The following is an 18,915-nucleotide window of genomic DNA, read 5'->3' as shown; positions in this document are numbered from 1 at the left end:
CTTCATTTCAGTCCAGCTAATGTTTCTTCACAACCATTAGAGTTGCTGATGTGGATCTCCAGCTGGACCAGTTACGTGCCCTCAACGCCGTCCTCACCGAAGGCACCTTCGACGCCGCCGCCCGCCGCCTCGACCTCACCCCGTCGGCGATCAGTCAGCGGATCAAAGCGCTCGAGGAATCAGCGGGCCGAGTCCTGGTCCAACGTTCGAAACCCGTGCGCCCCACCGAATCCGGGCTCGCGGTGTTGCGCCTGGCCAGGCAGGTGGAGTTGCTCGCAGGCGACGCCGCACGCGAACTCGGCGACGCCGACCGCCCCGCCGACAACCCGATCCGCATCCCGATCGCCGTCAACGCCGACTCCCTCGAATCCTGGGTGATGCCCGCACTCGCCCAGGTCCCCGCCGGCATCACCTTCGACCTCCACCGCGAAGACGAGGAACACACCACCCGATTACTACGCGACGGCACAGTGACGGCCGCGATCACCGCAACCGCGACACCGGTCCAGGGCTGCACCGTCACCCCGCTGGGCGCGATGCGCTACCGCCCCACTGCGACACCACAATTCGTCCGCACCTGGTTCCCGGACGGCCCGACCGCCGCCGCGTACGCCGCCGCCCCCGTCGTGCACTTCGATCGCAAGGACGACCTCCAGTTCTGCCAGCTACGCCGCCGCACCCGTCGCCGAGTCGACCCGCCGGGTCATTACGTGCCGTCGTCGAGCGCGTTCGCCGACGCGGTGCGGCTCGGCCTCGGCTGGGGCATGCTCCCCGACCTCCAAACCGAAAAAGACCGCACCGCAGGCACTTTGGTGAACATCGACGGTGACGCCCACATCGATGTCCCGCTCTACTGGCAGCAGTGGAAACTCCACTCCCCCGCCCTGGCCGCCGTCGCCACCGCGATCGCCGCAGCCGCGGCCTCAGCCCTGACGACCAGCTGACCCGGAAAGGAAGTCGATCAGCACCCGATTGACCTCATCGGGCCGCTCCAGATACCCGTAGTGTCCACACCGCTCGATTTCGGTATAGGTGGCGGTCGGAATCGCTTCGGCGACCTCCCGGCTGAACTGCGGCGGCACCATCTGGTCATCGGCGAAACCGACGACCAAGCTGGGCACCATGATCGCGCCATAAGCCTGCCGCCGGTCCTGCGACCGATCCATCCCCAGCTGCGCGCGAGTTCCCGCCGTGCTCTTGCCCGAAGCGAACTCGAAGATGTCGAGCCATTCCTGCGCCTTGGCCGGATCGGCGAGGGTGTGCGGCGACAGATTGAGCATCGCCTTGATCGCGCCCGAATACTCCGGCGGCAGCTGAATCCCCTTGTCGTACAACGCTTGCTCACCCTTGCTGAGCGCGCTGGTCACCGGATGCGGCCGAGCCGTCGCCGCGAACATGACCGCCTTACGCACCACGTCGGGGCAGGCGAGCGCGAGCTCGGCGACAACCCGCGCCCCCATCGAGGTACCGACAACATGCGCGGGCGCGCCGAGGTGCTCGATCAACGCGGCGGTATCCCCGACCAACTGCGCCATGGTGATCCCGGAAGCCGACTCCGACGAGGGCGCGATCCCCCGATTGTCGACAGTAGCGACGGTGAACCCCGCCTTGACCAGCGCAGGCACCTGATAGGTCCGCCAAACCCGCCCCGGACTCCCACTCCCCATCACGAGCAGGACCAACGGTCCCGAACCCGTGACGTCATAGTTCAGCTGGATACCGTTGAGCGAAACGAGGGGCATAAGCGCGAACGATACCGGCCCAATCCGACAGGGTTCGCCACGGTGTCAGGCGCTACGACCTGCACCGCGTAGCGCGGACAATTCGGCCCGCGTATCGGACGCGGTTCCGGGAGCCGAGTCCATCGCCTCGATGAAGTGCAGCTCCCAGAAGGAGCTGCGGCCGCGAAAACGTCCTCATACCAGGGTTGCTGGACGTGACCTCGATAAACCGCAGCTCCCGAAAGAGCCGCGGCATCCGCGATCGTCGGCAGCGGCGGATCGCCGATGCAACCTCGATGAAGTGCAGCTTCCGAAGGAGCTGGGGAGCCGACAACACCACCGAACGCGGCGGGGTATGGAACGCCTCGATGAAGTGCAGCTTCCGAAGGAGCTGGGGCAGGGTCCCGAATATACCCTCTGTGAACTGCGCAAACCGCAGCCCCCGAGGGGTCCTGGTCGACACGCCGACAGCACCGTCGACGCATAGGACCCGTCGAACCGACGCCCAACCGTCCATCGCGCCGTTGTTGCTCTTCGAGGCCACAACCCCCTGTCGACACGACAACCACGCACCATACTCGGCGTCAATTCGAGGATCTCATCATCGGTCATGTAGACGGTGTCGTTTGACCCTCGCTAGCCGCAGCGACCTTGTCTGACAGCGACCGAATCGCGTCGGCCTCGCGTCGAGTCATTTTGTCCACGAACAATTCCCGAACCAACTCGACATGTTCGGGTGCCGCCTGCCGCAACACAACGCTCCCCCGCTCAGTCAGCGACACCACTATTCCACGGGCGTCATCGACAGCGGGAGCACGGTCCACGAGCCCGCGCGCGACCATCCTGCTCAGCTGCTTGGACAAGCGCGCCTTGTCCCAGCACACCTCCGCCGCCAGTTCCTTGGCACGCATGCACCCATTCGGCGCGGCCGACAACGGCACCATCAACTCGAAGTCCGCCATCGACAACCCAGAACCCGCCAGCCCGGCAGCAAGTGCCGCGTCCAGGCGCTGCCTCAGCCGGATATAGGCCTGCCAGGTCTGCTGCTCTTCGCTGGACAACCATCGAGTCACGCCGATGATCCTATAACCCATCTGGTTGACATGGAAACAAGTTGTCTCCGATCTAGCCAGCGCCGAACCACCTCGATTAAGTACAGCTCCCGAAGTTACTACGGCGCGACGATCGCTGCGCGCGACAACAAGATGCACGAGCTTCGATGAAGTGCGATCCGGAAGGCGCTGCGGCACGGGTGTCCGGTCGGTGAAGTCCGAGGCCCAGTCGCCTCTATGAAGTGCAGCACCGGAAGGCGCTGCGGCGTGGCAGTTGTCCACGGTGCGGATGCCGTGGGTGGCGCCTCGATGAAGTGCAGCACCGGAAGGCGCTGCGGCGCGTGCGCCCTGCTCGGCAACCTTGGCCGCGTTGCGGCCTCGATGAAGTGCAGCACCGGAAGGCGCTGCGGCACCGGCATCGACTACCTCGTCGTCGACGAGCTGCACGAGCCTCGATGAAGTGCAGCACCGGAAGGCGCTGCGGCCTTGCCGCAGACTGGGCCACCAGCGACGAGATCGTGGCGCCTCGATGAAGTGCAGCACCGGAAGGCGCTGCGGCCTGATCTACCAAGCCGGGCAGTTCTTCACCGATCTTGCGGCCTCGATGAAGTGCAGCACCGGAAGGCGCTGCGGCTCAGCTTTATCGAGGCAATGGCGAGCGGCGTGCTCTGGGGCCTCGATGAAGTGCAGCACCGGAAGGCGCTGCGGCCCGTGCGACCGCGTCTTCACGCAGCGCGTCGAGCGCCGCCTCGATGAAGTGCAGCACCGGAAGGCGCTGCGGCGACCACGCCCCGAGCTACCCCCAACCCCTACCCGGTATGCCTCGATGAAGTGTAGCACCGGAAGGCGCTGCGGCGCAGGGGTGGCCGCAGTGTCCTCGGGATGGGCTTTGTAGCCTCGATGAAGTGCAGCACCGGAAGGCGCTGCGGCGCGGCGATCCATCGGGTGATCATGCGCGGAATGCTGAGCCTCGATGAAGTGCAGCACCGGAAGGCGCTGCGGCCAAATAGTGACTGGTTTGCGGTTCTCGCTGCGCGCTGCGCCTCGATGAAGTGCAGCACCGGAAGGCGCTGCGGCCTGCTGTGCCGCTGTGGAATCCGGCAACAAGCAAATGGGCCTCGATGAAGTGCAGCACCGGAAGGCGCTGCGGCGTTCCTTTCGGGTTGGTTGGCCGTGGCGGCGACCCGCCTCGATGAAGTGCAGCACCGGAAGGCGCTGCGGCCGTTCCGGAAACGTGGGAGTCCCACAGGGATTCGTCGCCTCGATGAAGTGCAGCACCGGAAGGCGCTGCGGCCGCAGCCCAGAGCAGAGGCGGGGAAGTGGTGGCAGTGACCGCCGCCTCGATGAAGTGCAGCACCGGAAGGCGCTGCGGCGCAACGCGCCCGGCTATCGCGGACCGCGGTTCGAGCCTCGATGAAGTGCAGCACCGGAAGGCGCTGCGGCAGGAACTCAGTCCGGCCGGAGTAGAGCGCCAGCAGGCCTCGATGAAGTGCAGCACCGGAAGGCGCTGCGGCTGATGATCGCGGCGACATCGCCGCGTCGTGGGTTCTGGCCTCGATGAAGTGCAGCACCGGAAGGCGCTGCGGCGTGTAGCCGATGGCCCGGTATGGATCGCGATGCGAGGCGCCTCGATGAAGTGCAGCACCGGAAGGCGCTGCGGCCGTTACGCCACCTGCGAGCAGGCCGAACATTCGGAATGCCTCGATGAAGTGCAGCACCGGAAGGCGCTGCGGCCCAACGCGCGCAAGACGTCCTCACTGAACATGCGCTTGCCTCGATGAAGTGCAGCACCGGAAGGCGCTGCGGCTCCTCGTCGCAGGCGCGCCGTCTGCTCGAGGTGACCCCGCCTCGATGAAGTGCAGCACCGGAAGGCGCTGCGGCCAGCCGCGAGTCGTCTCCCACGCAGGCGGTCGTGCTGGCCTCGATGAAGTGCAGCACCGGAAGGCGCTGCGGCGGTGTCGAGATCCTGGACAGCGGTGTCGAGGGTGGCCTCGATGAAGTGCAGCACCGGAAGGCGCTGCGGCCCTCCCTCCCCGGTCGGAGCCAGGGGGCAGCCGCGCCTCGATGAAGTGCAGCACCGGAAGGCGCTGCGGCCTGGAAGGTAGTCGGCGGGAACGGGATTCGTCGCCTCGATGAAGTGCAGCACCGGAAGGCGCTGCGGCGTGGTGCAGGGTTCACCAGGGCCGCATGAATCCATGTGCCTCGATGAAGTGCAGCACCGGAAGGCGCTGCGGCGAGCTGTGTCAGCGCGTTGGCGTGGCGGCGTAGGCGCGGCCTCGATGAAGTGCAGCACCGGAAGGCGCTGCGGCCATGGGACGGAACTTCACGAAATCGTGGGCATCTCGCGCCTCGATGAAGTGCAGCACCGGAAGGCGCTGCGGCTGTCGCCGTTGTCGATCTCCATCGAGTCGGTGAGGTAGTCGCCTCGATGAAGTGCAGCACCGGAAGGCGCTGCGGCACCGAGATCGACGGGTCGGACTACCAGACGAATGGATACGCCTCGATGAAGTGCAGCACCGGAAGGCGCTGCGGCCTCGAAAGGGAAGAACAAGAAAGGCTGTATCCGGGCCTCGATGAAGTGCAGCACCGGAAGGCGCTGCGGCTCCCACCGGCGCCCGTATCGGGCACGGGAGATCACGCCTCGATGAAGTGCAGCACCGGAAGGCGCTGCGGCGCGGGTGCCCGGCGCCACCACCCTGATGGCCTGGGGCCTCGATGAAGTGCAGCACCGGAAGGCGCTGCGGCTGCTCACGCTCGGCGCGCTGTTCGGCGCGCTCCCACAGCCTCGATGAAGTGCAGCACCGGAAGGCGCTGCGGCGAGTGACCCGGGAAGGGCTTCGTCGCTTGGCTTTTCGCAGCCTCGATGAAGTGCAGCACCGGAAGGCGCTGCGGCTCGGCCATCTCGTCGAGCGTCGGCACCCACACCTGCTTGCCTCGATGAAGTGCAGCACCGGAAGGCGCTGCGGCCATCGCGAATGGCCGCTACACCGTGGGGGCGCGCCTCGATGAAGTGCAGCACCGGAAGGCGCTGCGGCTTTGCGGAATGCCTCAGCCGTGTCGGCGGTCTGGATGCCTCGATGAAGTGCAGCACCGGAAGGCGCTGCGGCGAACTTCGATGAAATCCGCCTTACTCGCGCTTTGCTTGGCCTCGATGAAGTGCAGCACCGGAAGGCGCTGCGGCAGCCCGCGCCCAGGTCGCCCCGATCATCGACGAAGCCTCGATGAAGTGCAGCACCGGAAGGCGCTGCGGCGTGGAGTCGGATGGCTTGGATTTGTACTTGCCGCTGAGCCTCGATGAAGTGCAGCACCGGAAGGCGCTGCGGCGGGTGTCCCCTCCGCCCCGCTCGCGGGATCGCGACGCCTCGATGAAGTGCAGCACCGGAAGGCGCTGCGGCGGGGTATGCCCCCGCCCCCAGGAGCATGATCGCATGGCCTCGATGAAGTGCAGCACCGGAAGGCGCTGCGGCAGGGTCCAAATTACACCCTACCTGACCAGCAATAACGCGCCCCTCCGCGAGAGGTCCTGTTCGACACGCCGACTGAACCGCAAAAGTCGGCACCTCCCACTGTGTATCTCGAGTTCACCTCGGATTACACGCCGCGAGGGCTCGCCGCACTTTTCGTTTCGACGAAGCCCTCGCGAAAGAATGTTCGAGTTGTGCGCGGATACGAATGCGGACAAGAGCTGCGTGTCGCGATCGACTCAGATCACCACGGCACCTGAGCCTGTGATTCGTCTCGACCGCCCGACCACCCGATATCGTTCGATGTCGACCGTCCGTGCCACACCGAGATCACAGTAGATAACCGAGTCTTCGACGTGGGCGATGATCGTGCCGATTTCGACCTCGAGCCGCACCATCCGGGCCGGGCTGATGTCCACGACGAAGACGCTGTACTGGACTCGATCACCGTGTCGCTGTAGGCATTTCGCCAGACGGTCACGGCGGGCGTCATCGCAAATGTCATAGGCGACGAGGTATCGATGGGTGTCATTCCTGGTCATCGTGTGGTGATCCCGGTGTACTCGGCTTGGCTGCCGTCGAGGTAGCCGAGGACCATCCGCGCCTGTACCTCGATGGCGCGCCGCCACGTGATCTTGTACCCGAAGACCGGGTGCGTGAACTCAGTGCCGATTCGCCGTTCATAGGCCGCGATCAGCTTCTTACGACCCCGGTCACGTAGCCGCGCTGACCCCATGGCAAGGCTGAAGTCGTCCGCCCCGAGCTCGCCGTTATTGATGGCAGCGAGGACGACCGCGTCTGCGAGCGGGGCGCGAAACTCTTCCATCAGGTCGAGCGCGAGCGCGGGCTTGTTTCGGTTCGAGCTGTGCAAGAACCCGGCGTGAGGGTCGAGCCCACACGCGGCGATCGCCCGAATGGCCTCGGCTGCCAGCACGCCGTAGACGTAGTTGAGTGCGACGTTCAGCGGGTCGACAGCGTTTCGGCCGGATCGCCCCGACCAGCGATCCTTGAACCACTCCGATTGCGACCCACGCAGCATTGTGGTGAACGCGCCGAAGTATCGCGCGGCCGCCTCGCCTTCCAGTCCGAAGATCATTCCCAGCGTCTGCGCGGCAGCGACCTCACATTGAAGCACCCTGAGAAATTTTGCGACATCGGGTGCATCGCCGTTGCGCCGAAGCAGTGTCGCCTGGTTTCCGACCTTGGCGGCGATGAATTCGCGTGCCAAGCCGATCCGCCCCTCTGCCGAGGCCTCGTGTTGTCGCACCCGAGCAAGACCGTTCGGCGTTCGCGCGGTATGGCTCCAGCCGACCACACGTCCGGCCCCCGAGCACCAAACAATCGTCAGTCCGCGCCACAGCAACTCCCGAATCAGTGCGCCAGACAAGTCGATGTTGCCGTGCAGCACCAAACCCTGAATCCGTTCGAGCGGCACCGACGCGAGTTGCTCGCCTCGATGTTCGACCTTCATCCGGCCGCGCCCTACCGAAGCCCGGCTCCCAGGAGTAGCGAGATGGACAATATTCGAGTCGGGGTCGGCGACGTTGATTCGCCGAACGACCTCGCTCTGAACTCGCTCATCCGGCAGGCAAACACCGACGTGAGAGCACCGCAGGCATCGTGGATCGTCCTCCAACGGAGGTGGAGCCACAGCCGCCGACACGGAGTTGCGGGTCTCGAGCACAAGAGTTTCCGCGGCAGCTCTGTCCGCGTCGGTCAAATCGACCGCGGCATACTTGTTGTGCGTCGTGAAGTAGACCCCAAACTCCGCGACCTCGTGTCCCATGTCAGCAAGGCACTCGCCCTGAAGTGCCAGTTGGATCTTCATCGCATCGGTGACTTCGGGAATTCGACGCACCGGCGTGGCTTTGAACTCGACGACCTTGATTCCGTCGGCACCATCGTCGATAACGTCGGTTCGGCCGACCAACCCGAGCGCGCGATGCGCGACGTCGACGGCTCGATGTACGCCCAGTCTTGAGGCCGCAGGGTTGTCCACCGCCTGGTGCGCAGCCGAACCGACTGCCATCTGGTAGGTGTCAGTGCTCTCGCCAGCCGCCTCCAGCCATGCCCGCCGTGGGCAGAACACGTGATGCGCAACCAAACTGATAGGGACGATATCCATTCCCAGAATCCTTCATCTGACATGCCGATTCATACATGGGAGCCACCATGAGCGCTCCGCTCTGATCACTGCGGTGATCGACCATCGAACGGTGAAGCTTGCAGCCGCGAAGGCTGCTAGGCGGAAGGTAGTCCACCCCACCGACAAGCTTCCGAATCCACGGGCGCTTGGGCGGCGGCTTCGGGCGTGCGACCGCGAGGGCGAGGTGTGTTCGTCGCGGGATCGACTCGTAACGCCGAACATGTCGTACCGATGATGAATGATGCTCGTCAGCTGCCCAGGCTCGTGGTGGCAGCAGTGGGGCTCGACACCAAACACAATGTGACCAGGGGAGACTCAGTGACAGACCTGTCGTTCAATCAGGTACTCGATGCGTGTTCAGCGGGAGGATCGTCGGCATTGACGTCAGTGACCGAGCTCGTCGCCGCCGGTGGCCCACATGCTGCGGTTGCACCCGCCCGGTATGTGGACAGCCGGGGCCAGGCGATCTTCGCCTACGAAACACGGTTCATCGACGATGGGCCGAAGTTGACGGTGGTCATCGACCAAAAGCAGAGCCAGTTGAATCGGGTGGAAGCCGTTATCGAACAGGCGATTGCCGATGGTCATCCCTTGTTCGGCGCCGTGCCGCGTGTGGAGGTCACCTACCGAGGAGATGGTGGTTCGTACTCAGATTTGAGCCTCCCCCACCGAGTGTTCGACGGGCATATCCGCGCAGGATCCCTTGATGGACAGCCGGTCACGGCGAGCGCCGCCTATCGGGCTGCACGCGACGCCTCACCAGGGAATGCCCGCGCGCTGCTCGAATTCGCGCCCACTGCACTAGTTTTCGGTGGCTGGGACTCCACCCGGCGTAGCCGACAGGGTCGCTACCGTAGTGCGTTGGTCGGCGAGATCGTTGGCGTTCTGTCAGAACAGGATCGTCACGCCCCTGAACCCCGCCGTGGCGGAGCCCGCGTCGACCCGGTCGGCATGAGCGTTCAGCTCAGCGGCGAAGATCTGCTCTCACTTGTCAACGAGCAAAAATCCGAGCTCAGTCCCAAGCTGATCGAGAAGGTCGAGAAGGCTGCGAAAGCCCGTGCAGCAAAGGGTAATTCAGGTTCTGTCCTGGGCCTTGGCGGAATCCCACCCGCCCTCGAATCGCTCGGCGCTGTGTCGTGCAGTCGCATCATCCGCACCCATGTGCTGAGTTTCGCAGCGTTGCGTCAGCTACGGTTCGGAGCAGGAGTTGAGGGCGACGCCGCCTGCCGAGCATTGCTGGCGGCGTACGCGCTAGCAGGCCTGGCTCGGTCGGATTCAGAGCTCTCGCTGCGCGCGAACTGCGATCTGCTCGAGTCCGCTCCAACCCAGGTTCGGTTGGATGCACGTCACGGGCAGTTCGTGGAGCTGGCGCCGCTGTCGATCGATGCCGCCGACGCAGTCTTCGAGGAAGCGTTGACCACCGCGCGCCGTGTCGCGGATGTGAACTGGTCGGGACAGGTCTTCGAGGTGGTCGGCAATCCATTGGTCGCAGGGTCTGCCGTAGCTGACGCCGGCGAGGAATGATCCGTGGCGACTGGAATTCGTGCGCGATTCTTGCTCGGCACATATGTCGGGCATCTACCGAACGGGTTGGCTGAGCCGATGCCAAGCCCCGGACGGCTACATGCCGCACTGCTCAACGCCGCGGGCCAAGGGATCACCGCGGTAGAGACTGCACACGGTCTGGCACCGTCACCGGCAGCGATCGCTGCACTGGAGTGGCTGGAGCAGCACCCCCCAACCGGACTTCGAGTTCCACGAATCGCACCGTTGAGCCGCGACGCGGTCAAGGCGTTCCGAAAGGAAGGCACGATTCCGAAGGAAGGAAAGGACTGGAAGGACAAGGTCACAGCACGAGCGACATCCGACGGGTACGCGTTCGAAAGTGAGATCGGCTGGTGTTGGCACGAGCCGATACCTTCCGATGTGCAGGAAACGTTGAGCCTGCTCTGCAACGATGTCGGCTGTCTGGGCGAATCGCTGAGCCCCGTTGTGCTCGACTTGGCCGACGTCGAGGCGACCCATCTCCTCGACCACGAGGCAACACCATTCGATCCAGGCGGCGTCGCCGTCGAAGTCGCTGTCGTCGGTCGAACCAGCGCACTGACCGAAGCCCATCAGGTCGCGACGGCTCGTACGCCGTCAGTCACCCAAGATCGGCACACCAGCGCCGAATCCGCTGGCTCGACACCGCCATCGCGTGCTGGTCTCGAACCGTTCCGGTATCGGGAGCCGACACCCGAACAATCGACGGCTCCATGGGCCCAAGTTCTACTTGTTCCAGCGAAGCCGTCCTTCGGTGCCGAGATCGCACCGCAGGACCGGGTTCGTTGGTGTGTCACCCTGCATCGCGCCCTGATCTCAGCAATCGGCTTTGGCGCATCGCCCCTGATAACCGGCCGGTATCCCGACGGTGCATCGATTCCACAGAATCGTGTCGCCATTCAGTACCTGTCTCGAAACTTCGTTCGCCAGCACGGTATCAACGGTCCCGCCTTCGCTATCATGCTGCCGCCCAACAGCGGGATGGAACTGGAAGCGGTAGAAGCGAACCTTCCCTGGCTGCACAAGATCACCTCGAGGGATAGAACTGTCCGTCTCGGCGAACCGATCGCCATCAGCGGACATTCGATGTGGGACGACCCGCTGCCCGACCATGTCCGCTTGTGGCGGACCGATACCGTTGTTATCCCGGAAACCGCGCCGCAGCGGCGTGGCCGGGGTGCGAATGGCCCCCGCTCGACATGGACGTTGAAGGATGCGGCCCTAGTGTCGGTCGGTCTGGTCTGGCGCGATATGTTCGGCCCGCCTACCGGTAACCGCTGGTTCGAGAAGCTGTCCGATGAAGTCCGCGGGCATCAGGTCCATGTCTTCGACACCCAGCGGGTTCACGCGTCAGACGTGTCCCACTGGGTCCACAAGACGCCGAGCCAGATCGTCGTGCAGCCCTATCGCGCAACGCTCACGCTCGGCGATCTGGCAGGCAATCGAACGCTTGTCGCGATCGGCCAGAGCAGACACCTCGGCGGTGGCCTGTTGGTACCTCGGGACGTTCCGGTGGAGATGTTGCTCGATTCATTGGCGAAGGAGCAGTCGTGCTGACGACCGGTGACTTCGGTGACTTCTTTGCCGAGGTCAACAACGGAATGCGGCCGTATCCGTGGCAGCAACGGCTACTCGACCAAGTCGCCGCCAGCGGAAGGTGGCCAGACCGTATCGTTGCCCCGACCGGGGCAGGAAAGTCCAGCGTCGTCGAAGTCCACCTGTTTGCTTGCGCATTGGCCGCGACAGGTTTAGGAGCGCGCGTTCCGCGCAGACTCGCCATCGTCGTGAACAGACGGGCACTGGTCGATCGCCACGGTCAACGAGCCGTAGTGATCGGTGAATCCATCGGGACGGCATCCGCCGGATCGATCTCGTCCACAGTCGCCGCTACGCTGGCCGGACTACGGATGGCATCGAATTCATCTGACGCACCGTTCGACGTCATCAATCTTCGCGGTGCAGTCGCGCTCCAACGAGATTGGGTGAACGACCCCAGCGCAGTTCAGGTTATCTGCGCGACTCCTGACATGTGGGGCAGCCGCGTGTTGTTCCGGGGATACGGTGCCAGTCGCCTCACAGCACCCCGTGCGGCGGGCCTGCTGACACACGACAGCGTGATCGTTCTCGACGAGGCTCACCTCAATCAGCAGTTGTTGATGACCGCCCGCAGGATCTCCGAACTGACCGCACCGAAAGCAGAGCTGCTCGAAGTACCCGCCCTGCAAGTCGTGGAGACAACGGCGACCCCGGGCGGAGAAGCAGGCACCTACACCGAATGCGGTGTCGTCTCATCAGATCTCGACCACAGTGACGCCTTGCGGCACCGACTGTCGACACCAAAGCAGATAGTTCAGGTCGAATCCGAGAATTGGCCACCGGCGCGGACCGGTAGCGCCCGCGCCGCCTATCTCGACGAAATCGTCGACCAGGTTGTTCGGCTACACAATACCTATGGTCACGGGAGTCCGGGCGGACGAACGGTGGGCTGCTTCGTCAATACCGTCTCGGTGGCTGGTGACGTCGCGCAGTCGTTGCACAGAGCGGGGCTCAGGGTCGAAGCCGTAGTCGGACGACTACGGCCGTTCGACCTAAAGCGGATGCCGACGGATCTTCTTACACCACAGGGTAATTCATCCGTCGATGTTCTTGTTGCCACGCAGACGCTGGAAGTCGGGGTCGACCTGGATCTCGCCGCCGGTGTTTCCGAGCTTGCACCCGCGCAACCATTGGCACAGCGAGCCGGTCGGGTGAACCGAACTGGCACAAGCGATTACACGGAGTTCGTGGTGATCGGACCGACCACTGATTCTGAGCTGTTCGCCGAATTTGCCACCGACGCATCCGATCGGCGCTCTATCCCGATCTACCCGTACGCGCAAAAGGGCGATACCGCCGAATACGACCACCTCGCCGACACGTGGCAATGGCTGAGTCGCCGTGCGGCCGATCCGAACGGCCTGGCCCCCTGGGCGCTCACCGACGACCCACCCGCTCCCGGCAGTCTCGCCCGAACACTGCTGCAACGTCTCGAATCGCCGGACGCCTGGCTGTTGAGTCGCACCGACGGCAATCTCGTCACCGATCCCGACCTCGCGCTGTGGTTGCGAGATTCACTTGAATCCGACACCGCTTCAGCAGGTCTCGTTGTCCGTACGCTCCCGGCGGATGAGCTGGCGGCCAAGGCATTGATGGACGCTACGCCGCCACTTGCCGACGAAATCTACCCCTGCAGTCTGGATGACTTGCGTTACCTGATCCCGCGTCTGCTCGATGACGACAGCAGAAAGCAAACCGAGGCACCGCGACGTGCGTTCGTGTTCAGGGAGGGCGAGATCAGCGCCGCTGTCGTCGCGGATGGCGACGCGGCAGCCACCACACGGGCAGTCAACGAGTCCGTGCAACCCGGCGATGTCGTGGTGATCGACAGCGACCACAAGGTGTGTACCGGAAAAGTGGTTGTGAAAGCACCCACCGAGCTAGGTGTCGACGTCTACGACTCGCTGGACCACGCTCGGCTGAGATTCTTCACCGACCTCAATCCGAATTCGGCGACGTGGATCAGTCAAATGCTGGATGACCTCAGCGACTTGGTCCGCGACAACCCGGAACCCAGCGAATCAGATCTCGTCGCCCTTGCGGCGAAGTATATCGACGACGATCCGCGCCTCGCGCAACTCGTCGAGGCCGATCTCAGCATGGTGCAGTTCAGTTGGGGAGGGCTAGAAGACATGTCGGGCGCGTGGCTCACGATCGCCGTCGGGCAAGCACAAACCCTGACTGACCAGATCCAGCAAGTTCATTCACGAAATATCGTTCACCTGGATGCTCACAACCAGGACGTCGGCGATCGCGCGGCGATTATCGGGACTGCGATCGGGCTGTCCGAGACGCTGATACCAACGCTGCGGAACGCCGGGCGCTGGCACGATGCGGGCAAAGCAGACCGGCGTTTCCAGGTCTTTCGGCTCGGCAACAGCGATCCTGCCGTCCTCCTCGCAAAGGGCCGGGGCTCGACGCGGCGCGCGCAACGGGCAGATGGCACTGGTGGGCTTCCGGTCGGTTGGCGGCACGAGCAACTGTCGGCCACGTTAGCGGCGAACGCCCTCGGTATCGTCGACGAAGCAAGCGCCCTGACCGTTCGCCTCGTTGGAACAAGTCACGGACACGGACGACCCGGGTTCCCTCATTCGGCACAGGAATTGGTGGATACCCAGTCTCCCGAAGCTCGCGCCACGACCGCCGAATTGTTCGACCGTGGCAGCTGGGATGAGCTGATCGAATCGACGCACGAGCAGTGGGGAACGTGGGGATGTGCCTACTTGGAAGCGCTACTCAGAGCGGCTGACTGCCAGATCTCGCAGGAGGGCAGATGACGATCCTCACCTTTCCCGGTGATGTCACGAATGCACTGACGCATTTCACGCTCTACGGGATGGCCGCGATCTGGGAGTCCGAGACTGGTAAGCGAACACGTTTGTGGTGGAGCCGCACGCGAACCCCACAGCCACAACTAGACATCGGCGAGGCACAGTTCGACGATGTCGCGGCGGCTGTCCACCGCCATGCCACCCAACACAGCACTGACGACAGCTGGGTTCAACACAGGTTTACACACGAAGGACGGGCGACCGGGACCTTCAGCCCTCGGATCAAAACACCGTCGTCGCCGGAATCGTGGCGACACCTACAAGCCGCGCGCCACCTCACGATCGACCAACTCGAGCAGCCATCGACAGACGACCTCCGTTTGATCGCCGCTTTGGGTGAGCCCGCCTACTGGCGATTCGAGCAGAACGCGCCACGTCCCGATGACGGTGCGAGCCGATGGGAGATGAAGACACGCAATCGTGGCGAAGAGTTCGTCGGCAACCGGCTGGGCCCGCTGGCGCACGCAGTCACCGCGCGCACCGGCACCCAAATCCTCAGCGGCCTTCGTGGCGACACTCTTGTCGACGAAAATGGCAGCAGCAAAGCGGACTCCCGTACCGCCACCGGACTCACCCGTCCGGGCCCCGTCGACAATGCGGTCGCTTGGTGCGCACTGTGGGGACTCAGCCAGCTCCCCACAATCCACCAGACAGACAGACAGTCCGTGACGCCTGGCGCTACGGTGCCAGCCCGGCGAACGCATCCGGTCTCAATGCATCTGCCTGTACCGACCGAACCACTGACAACCGCGCGCCTTCGCAGCCTTCTCATCTCCAAGCAGCTGGCGTCAGCCGTCGAACCAAACGATTCAGGACATACAGCAGCACGAATGTGGTTGTACAACAGAGGAGTTCCAGCGATCGCTCAATTCCCGGTGTCCGTCAGCGACAATCCGAGCGCGCCCGAACGCCAGATCCTGGCAGGCACCCTCACGACCTTGACATGAACTCCAAGCAGGTGGGGCTCATGCCTGAGCCCCACCTCCCAAGACAGCCGAAGCCGCCGCTGCGGCGAACAACTTTCGTCAGAGGCACAGTAGACCTGGATGAAGTGCAGCAAGCCGAGGCTACCAACTCACCCTCGATACCACTGACTGCCGCACACCGCTCCAGCCCAGTGACCACCCAGTTACTGGGGCCCCTCTAGATCTTCACGCAGCACATCCTTTTCGAGCTCTGCGTGACCTAGAAGGCGCTTCAACCGGGCGTTCTCTTCGCACACCATCCGAAATTCCCCTTCCGCCGGATCCTGCCTATGTTCGGCCATCTCGTCTCCTCTAGTCATAGTCATAGTAGTTATCGTTTGATGCCTCGCTAGTCGGTTGAGCTACTCCGCGACCCGCGCCTTGCATCGAGTAGACGATCCCACAAAAGACGGCACCCCCGCTGCCAAATCCTGAGTGCGACAATGTAAATGGTCAATTCCGAAGGTCTTGACAGCACTGGGCCACGAGGCCGCCTCCGTATGACGTGCAGCCATAGATTTCCTAGCTGCAGCATCGGAATCGTGGTGATCCATGGCGCCGTAGAGCATTCCTGAATGAAGGTGACACCGCGTGCGGTTGACAATCGGTCGCCTCGTCACCAAGGTGGACGGGGCCTAGCGGCCGATCGTGGCCGCGCCCACACTGAACCGCAGCAGACATCGAGGAATACATGAACGTTCGTCGGCTCACCGTCAGCCTTGCCGCCGTAGGGCTCGCCCTGATCGCCGCTCCCGTCGCCAGTGCCAACCCGTTCGCGGGTTCGGCCGGCACCGGTTCGTCCAGCTTCGACTCCCTTCTCGGCGCGACCGGCTCGGCCAACCTGGTCCAGTCCGGGTCGGCCGGTGGCGCGTTCCGCAGCTGTGACGACGCGATGGCCGCCGGTCGCGCGCCGCTGTTCCGTGGCGAGGCGGGCTACTCGCCGCACCTCGATCCCGACGGCGACGGCCTGGCCTGCCCCACGCAGTAAGAGCACGAAAAAACACCCGATGTGGCTCGTTGGCACATCGGGTGTTTTTTGTTGTCCGGCCTACTGATTCAGCGGCGGAAGATCTTGATCAGGACCAGGCCTGCCACGAGGGCGCCCGCTCCGATCAGCGTGTATTTGACCTTCGGCTCGTTGAACTTGGCGACCACCATGTTCTTGGTGTCGTCGGCGATCCGTTGCGGATCCGCGCGCACCGCCAGTTCGTCGAGCGTGGTCGCCAACCGGGTACGCGCGATCTCGATCTCGCGTTCGATCCGGTCGGTGTCGTCCTTGGCCACCGTCACCTCCAGGTATATGTCTACTGCTCGTCACCGAGTCTATCCATGCGTCTTGTCGGACCGGTCGGTTACCGTGCGGTGGTGACCGACAACCAACGCCTGTCCCCCGGAGACACCGCCCCCGAGTTCACGCTGCCCGACGCCGACGGCAACGATGTGTCGCTGTCGGATTACCGCGGCCGCAAGGTGATCGTCTATTTCTACCCTGCCGCCAGCACCCCCGGCTGCACCAAGCAGGCCTGCGATTTCCGCGACAGCCTGGCCGAGCTGGGTGGCGCGGGCCTGGAGGTGCTCGGCATCTCCCCCGACAAGCCCGCCAAGCTGGCGAAATTCCGTGACAACGAGGGCCTGACCTTCCCGCTGCTCTCCGACCCCGAGCGCGAGGTGCTCAAAGCGTGGGGCGCTTTCGGCGAGAAGATGATGTACGGCAAGACCGTGACCGGCGTGATCCGCTCAACGTTCGTGGTCGACGAAAAAGGCAAGATCGAGGTGGCCCAGTACAACGTTCGCGCGACCGGCCATGTCGCCAAGTTGCGCCGCGATCTGTCGGTGTAGACAGAATTTGGCGATGAACACGGTTCGTAACCGTCGAGCGATGGGCCAGGCCATGTGGTCGGGCCCATCGGCGGCCGACTCAGCGTCTGACAGCACCTTCGCGAGCTACACTCCATCGAGGCACAGCCCAATGCGCTGGTTCGGTCACATCGGCGAGCCGCAGCACCTTCGGGAGCTGCACTTCATCGAAGGGGCAGGAACATGAACACGAACGTGAGACCGTTGGCCGCGCCGCAGCGTCTTCGTTAGCTGCACTTCATCAAGGCTCGGACCGGTGGCGGTTCGACGAGGCCGTGCGGCACCGCAGTACTTTCGGGGAGCGACTGCCGGGCCTGTTGTTATAGACGGTCGCAACGCCGAAATGGGGCAGCGATGCGCTGCCCCATTTCGATCTGGCGAAGATCAGTCGGCGGATTCGGTGCGCGGACCGTCCGGCACACCGGCCTGCGCTGGCTGCATGCCGAGCGGGATGCCGGTGCCAGGCAGGGTCGGCACTGCTGCGGGGATCTGCGGCAACACGGGTGCGGCCGGTTCGAGCGGCAGCGGATCTTCTTCCGGCGCATCGCCGTACAGCTGGGTCGGGTAGTCGAGGGGGAACTCGCCCGGGTTCACCAACTGCGGATTCGGCGACACCGTCTCGTACGGCGAGGTGGTCGATTCCTCCGCAGGGCTCACCTGCAACCCGTTGCTCGACCCCACACCACCGGTCGACCCGGTCTCGACCGAGGCGGCTTCGTGCGTCTGGGGGGCTTGCGGAACAACCGGCGCCGACGCCGCACCCGGCTCCGACGACACCGCGGTGTTGTCGACCACCGGCGTCCCGCCGTTCATCACCGCATACGAACCACCCGCGACGAGTCCGCCCGCCAGCACACTCGCCGCCGCCGCGACCATCGCCGTCCCCCGCTTGGACCGCGAAGCCACCGAGATCGGCACCACGACCGTGTCACCGAGCGCGACCAGCGCGGCACCGGCGGCGGGCGCGAACGGCGCCAATCGACACGGCAGGACCGGCACCCCGAATCCGGCGACCGCGTCACGCACCGCGGGCGAGTCCGACGACGAACCGATCAGCACCACCGCGCTGGGCTTCACCGACGCCGCCTCGAACTGGTCCCATGCCGACGACACCCCGGCGCGCAAGGCATCGGGGGTGGGCGCGCCGGTTTGCGAGTAGGCGGCGAGGACACGGTGGCGGCCCGGGTCGATCAAAGTCATCGCCTGGTAGCCGGGCACCGCCTCGTAGACCAGCAGGTTGTCGAACTCGTCGAGCCAGGTCATCGCGCCCGCGACGAACAGATGCGCCGACTTCGCCGAAACCAGCGAGGCCGCACGCCATTCGGTCTCGGCCAGCCGGGTCACGATCGCGCGCCGCTCGTTCGCGTCGCGGTAACTCACTGCCACCCCGGCGATCTCGTGCTCGTCGTCGAGTTCGGCCGCGATCGTGTCGAGTGCGCTGTGCACCGCCGCCGCCACGTCTCCTTTGCCGTCCCCACCGGCACGGACAGTGCGCCGCAGCAACATCCGGTCCGTCAGAGTGACGCCGGTGTCGGCGAACGCGACCGCGTGTACGGCTCCCCGCTCGGTGCTGACGCCGAGTGTTACCACAGATCCTGATGCCACAAGCTAGCCCTTCCCCTGAGCGAAACGGTGCGGGACGGGACCGCACGGGTCCGTCTCTTCGCGGTAGGTCTGGTGCGGCGTGAGCGTTCAGCCGCGAATAAGCATGCGGATACACGCACACTTATCTGATGAT

Annotated in this window: 13 protein-coding genes and 1 CRISPR repeat array; of the genes, 7 read left to right on the top strand and 6 right to left on the bottom strand. The window is 64.4% G+C overall.

The window, feature by feature from the left end:
• The first annotated feature begins 50 nt into the window (after window positions 1-50).
• Window positions 51-944, top strand: coding sequence for a LysR family transcriptional regulator ArgP (locus tag ACFW6D_RS20310; protein WP_379330261.1), 894 nt, complete (start codon window positions 51-53; stop codon window positions 942-944).
• Here ACFW6D_RS20310 and ACFW6D_RS20305 read toward each other — a convergent pair.
• The 4 genes from ACFW6D_RS20305 to cas1 form a co-directional block, all read right to left on the bottom strand.
• Window positions 924-1,742 carry an alpha/beta fold hydrolase gene (locus tag ACFW6D_RS20305; RefSeq protein ID WP_379330259.1) on the bottom strand — a complete coding sequence of 273 codons (819 nt, stop codon included), beginning with the start codon at window positions 1,740-1,742 and terminating at the stop codon, window positions 924-926. The genes ACFW6D_RS20310 and ACFW6D_RS20305 overlap by 21 nt on opposite strands.
• A 587-nt stretch (window positions 1,743-2,329) precedes the next feature.
• Window positions 2,330-2,782: a MarR family winged helix-turn-helix transcriptional regulator gene (locus tag ACFW6D_RS20300; protein WP_379330258.1), complete on the bottom strand. Its 453-nt coding sequence runs from the start codon at window positions 2,780-2,782 to the stop codon at window positions 2,330-2,332.
• A gap of 151 nt (window positions 2,783-2,933) precedes the next feature.
• Window positions 2,934-6,240: a CRISPR direct-repeat array (repeat unit 36 nt; unit sequence GCCTCGATGAAGTGCAGCACCGGAAGGCGCTGCGGC).
• A 236-nt stretch (window positions 6,241-6,476) separates the two neighbouring features.
• Window positions 6,477-6,779 (bottom strand): CRISPR-associated endonuclease Cas2, encoded by a 303-nt coding sequence (gene cas2, locus ACFW6D_RS20295; protein ID WP_379330256.1) that lies wholly within the window; start codon window positions 6,777-6,779, stop codon window positions 6,477-6,479.
• A complete protein-coding gene (gene cas1 / locus ACFW6D_RS20290) occupies window positions 6,776-8,362 on the bottom strand; it encodes a CRISPR-associated endonuclease Cas1 (RefSeq protein WP_379330254.1) in 1,587 nt (528 codons plus the stop codon). Before cas1 ends, cas2 begins: the two co-directional genes overlap by 4 nt.
• Before the next feature lie 207 nt (window positions 8,363-8,569).
• Here cas1 and cas7u point away from each other — a divergent pair, with 207 nt between their 5' ends.
• The 5 genes from cas7u (at window position 8,570) to ACFW6D_RS20265 (ending at window position 16,308) form a co-directional block, all read left to right on the top strand.
• On the top strand, window positions 8,570-9,907 hold the full coding sequence (gene cas7u, locus ACFW6D_RS20285; RefSeq protein ID WP_379330252.1) for a type I-U CRISPR-associated RAMP protein Csb1/Cas7u: 1,338 nt from the start codon (window positions 8,570-8,572) through the stop codon (window positions 9,905-9,907).
• A gap of 3 nt (window positions 9,908-9,910) precedes the next feature.
• Window positions 9,911-11,485, top strand: a complete 1,575-nt coding sequence (csb2, locus tag ACFW6D_RS20280) for a type I-U CRISPR-associated protein Csb2 (RefSeq protein WP_379330250.1) — start codon at window positions 9,911-9,913, stop codon at window positions 11,483-11,485.
• Window positions 11,479-14,301: a type I-U CRISPR-associated helicase/endonuclease Cas3 gene (gene cas3u, locus ACFW6D_RS20275; RefSeq protein ID WP_379330248.1), complete on the top strand. Its 2,823-nt coding sequence runs from the start codon at window positions 11,479-11,481 to the stop codon at window positions 14,299-14,301. The genes csb2 and cas3u overlap by 7 nt, the downstream gene beginning before the upstream one ends.
• Entirely contained in the window at window positions 14,298-15,302 is a 1,005-nt protein-coding gene (locus ACFW6D_RS20270) for a hypothetical protein (RefSeq protein WP_379330246.1), read from the top strand. The genes cas3u and ACFW6D_RS20270 overlap by 4 nt, the downstream gene beginning before the upstream one ends.
• 709 nt (window positions 15,303-16,011) lie before the next feature.
• A complete protein-coding gene (locus tag ACFW6D_RS20265) occupies window positions 16,012-16,308 on the top strand; it encodes an excalibur calcium-binding domain-containing protein (protein ID WP_379330244.1) in 297 nt (98 codons plus the stop codon).
• Window positions 16,309-16,376: 68 nt separating this feature from the next.
• On the opposite strand, the gene ACFW6D_RS20260 is transcribed toward ACFW6D_RS20265, so the two are convergent.
• Complete coding sequence (locus ACFW6D_RS20260) at window positions 16,377-16,610, bottom strand: DUF3618 domain-containing protein (RefSeq protein WP_378963472.1); 234 nt, start codon at window positions 16,608-16,610, stop codon at window positions 16,377-16,379.
• A gap of 75 nt (window positions 16,611-16,685) precedes the next feature.
• Here ACFW6D_RS20260 and bcp point away from each other — a divergent pair, with 75 nt between their 5' ends.
• On the top strand, window positions 16,686-17,159 hold the full coding sequence (gene bcp / locus ACFW6D_RS20255; RefSeq protein ID WP_379244902.1) for a thioredoxin-dependent thiol peroxidase: 474 nt from the start codon (window positions 16,686-16,688) through the stop codon (window positions 17,157-17,159).
• A 402-nt stretch (window positions 17,160-17,561) separates the two neighbouring features.
• Here the strand turns inward: bcp and ACFW6D_RS20250 are convergent, their stop codons facing one another.
• Window positions 17,562-18,767: a hypothetical protein gene (locus ACFW6D_RS20250; protein ID WP_379330242.1), complete on the bottom strand. Its 1,206-nt coding sequence runs from the start codon at window positions 18,765-18,767 to the stop codon at window positions 17,562-17,564.
• Window positions 18,768-18,915 lie beyond the last annotated feature (148 nt).

It is taken from the genome of Nocardia sp. NPDC058705 (assembly GCF_042749305.1).
In the GTDB taxonomy this organism is placed as follows: Bacteria; Actinomycetota; Actinomycetes; order Mycobacteriales; family Mycobacteriaceae; genus Nocardia.
Note: the sequence above shows the minus strand (reverse complement) of the source record. Positions and strands in the feature narration are given on the sequence as shown.

Excerpts from the sequence above, each read along its gene's own strand:
- ACFW6D_RS20305 (WP_379330259.1), bottom strand. The coding sequence starts at position 1,742 with ATGCCCCTCGTTTCGCTCAACGGTATCCAGCTGAACTATGACGTCACG.
- cas2 (WP_379330256.1), bottom strand. The coding sequence starts at position 6,779 with ATGACCAGGAATGACACCCATCGATACCTCGTCGCCTATGACATTTGC.
- cas1 (WP_379330254.1), bottom strand. The coding sequence starts at position 8,362 with ATGGATATCGTCCCTATCAGTTTGGTTGCGCATCACGTGTTCTGCCCA.
- ACFW6D_RS20270 (WP_379330246.1), top strand. The coding sequence starts at position 14,298 with ATGACGATCCTCACCTTTCCCGGTGATGTCACGAATGCACTGACGCAT.
- ACFW6D_RS20265 (WP_379330244.1), top strand. The coding sequence starts at position 16,012 with ATGAACGTTCGTCGGCTCACCGTCAGCCTTGCCGCCGTAGGGCTCGCC.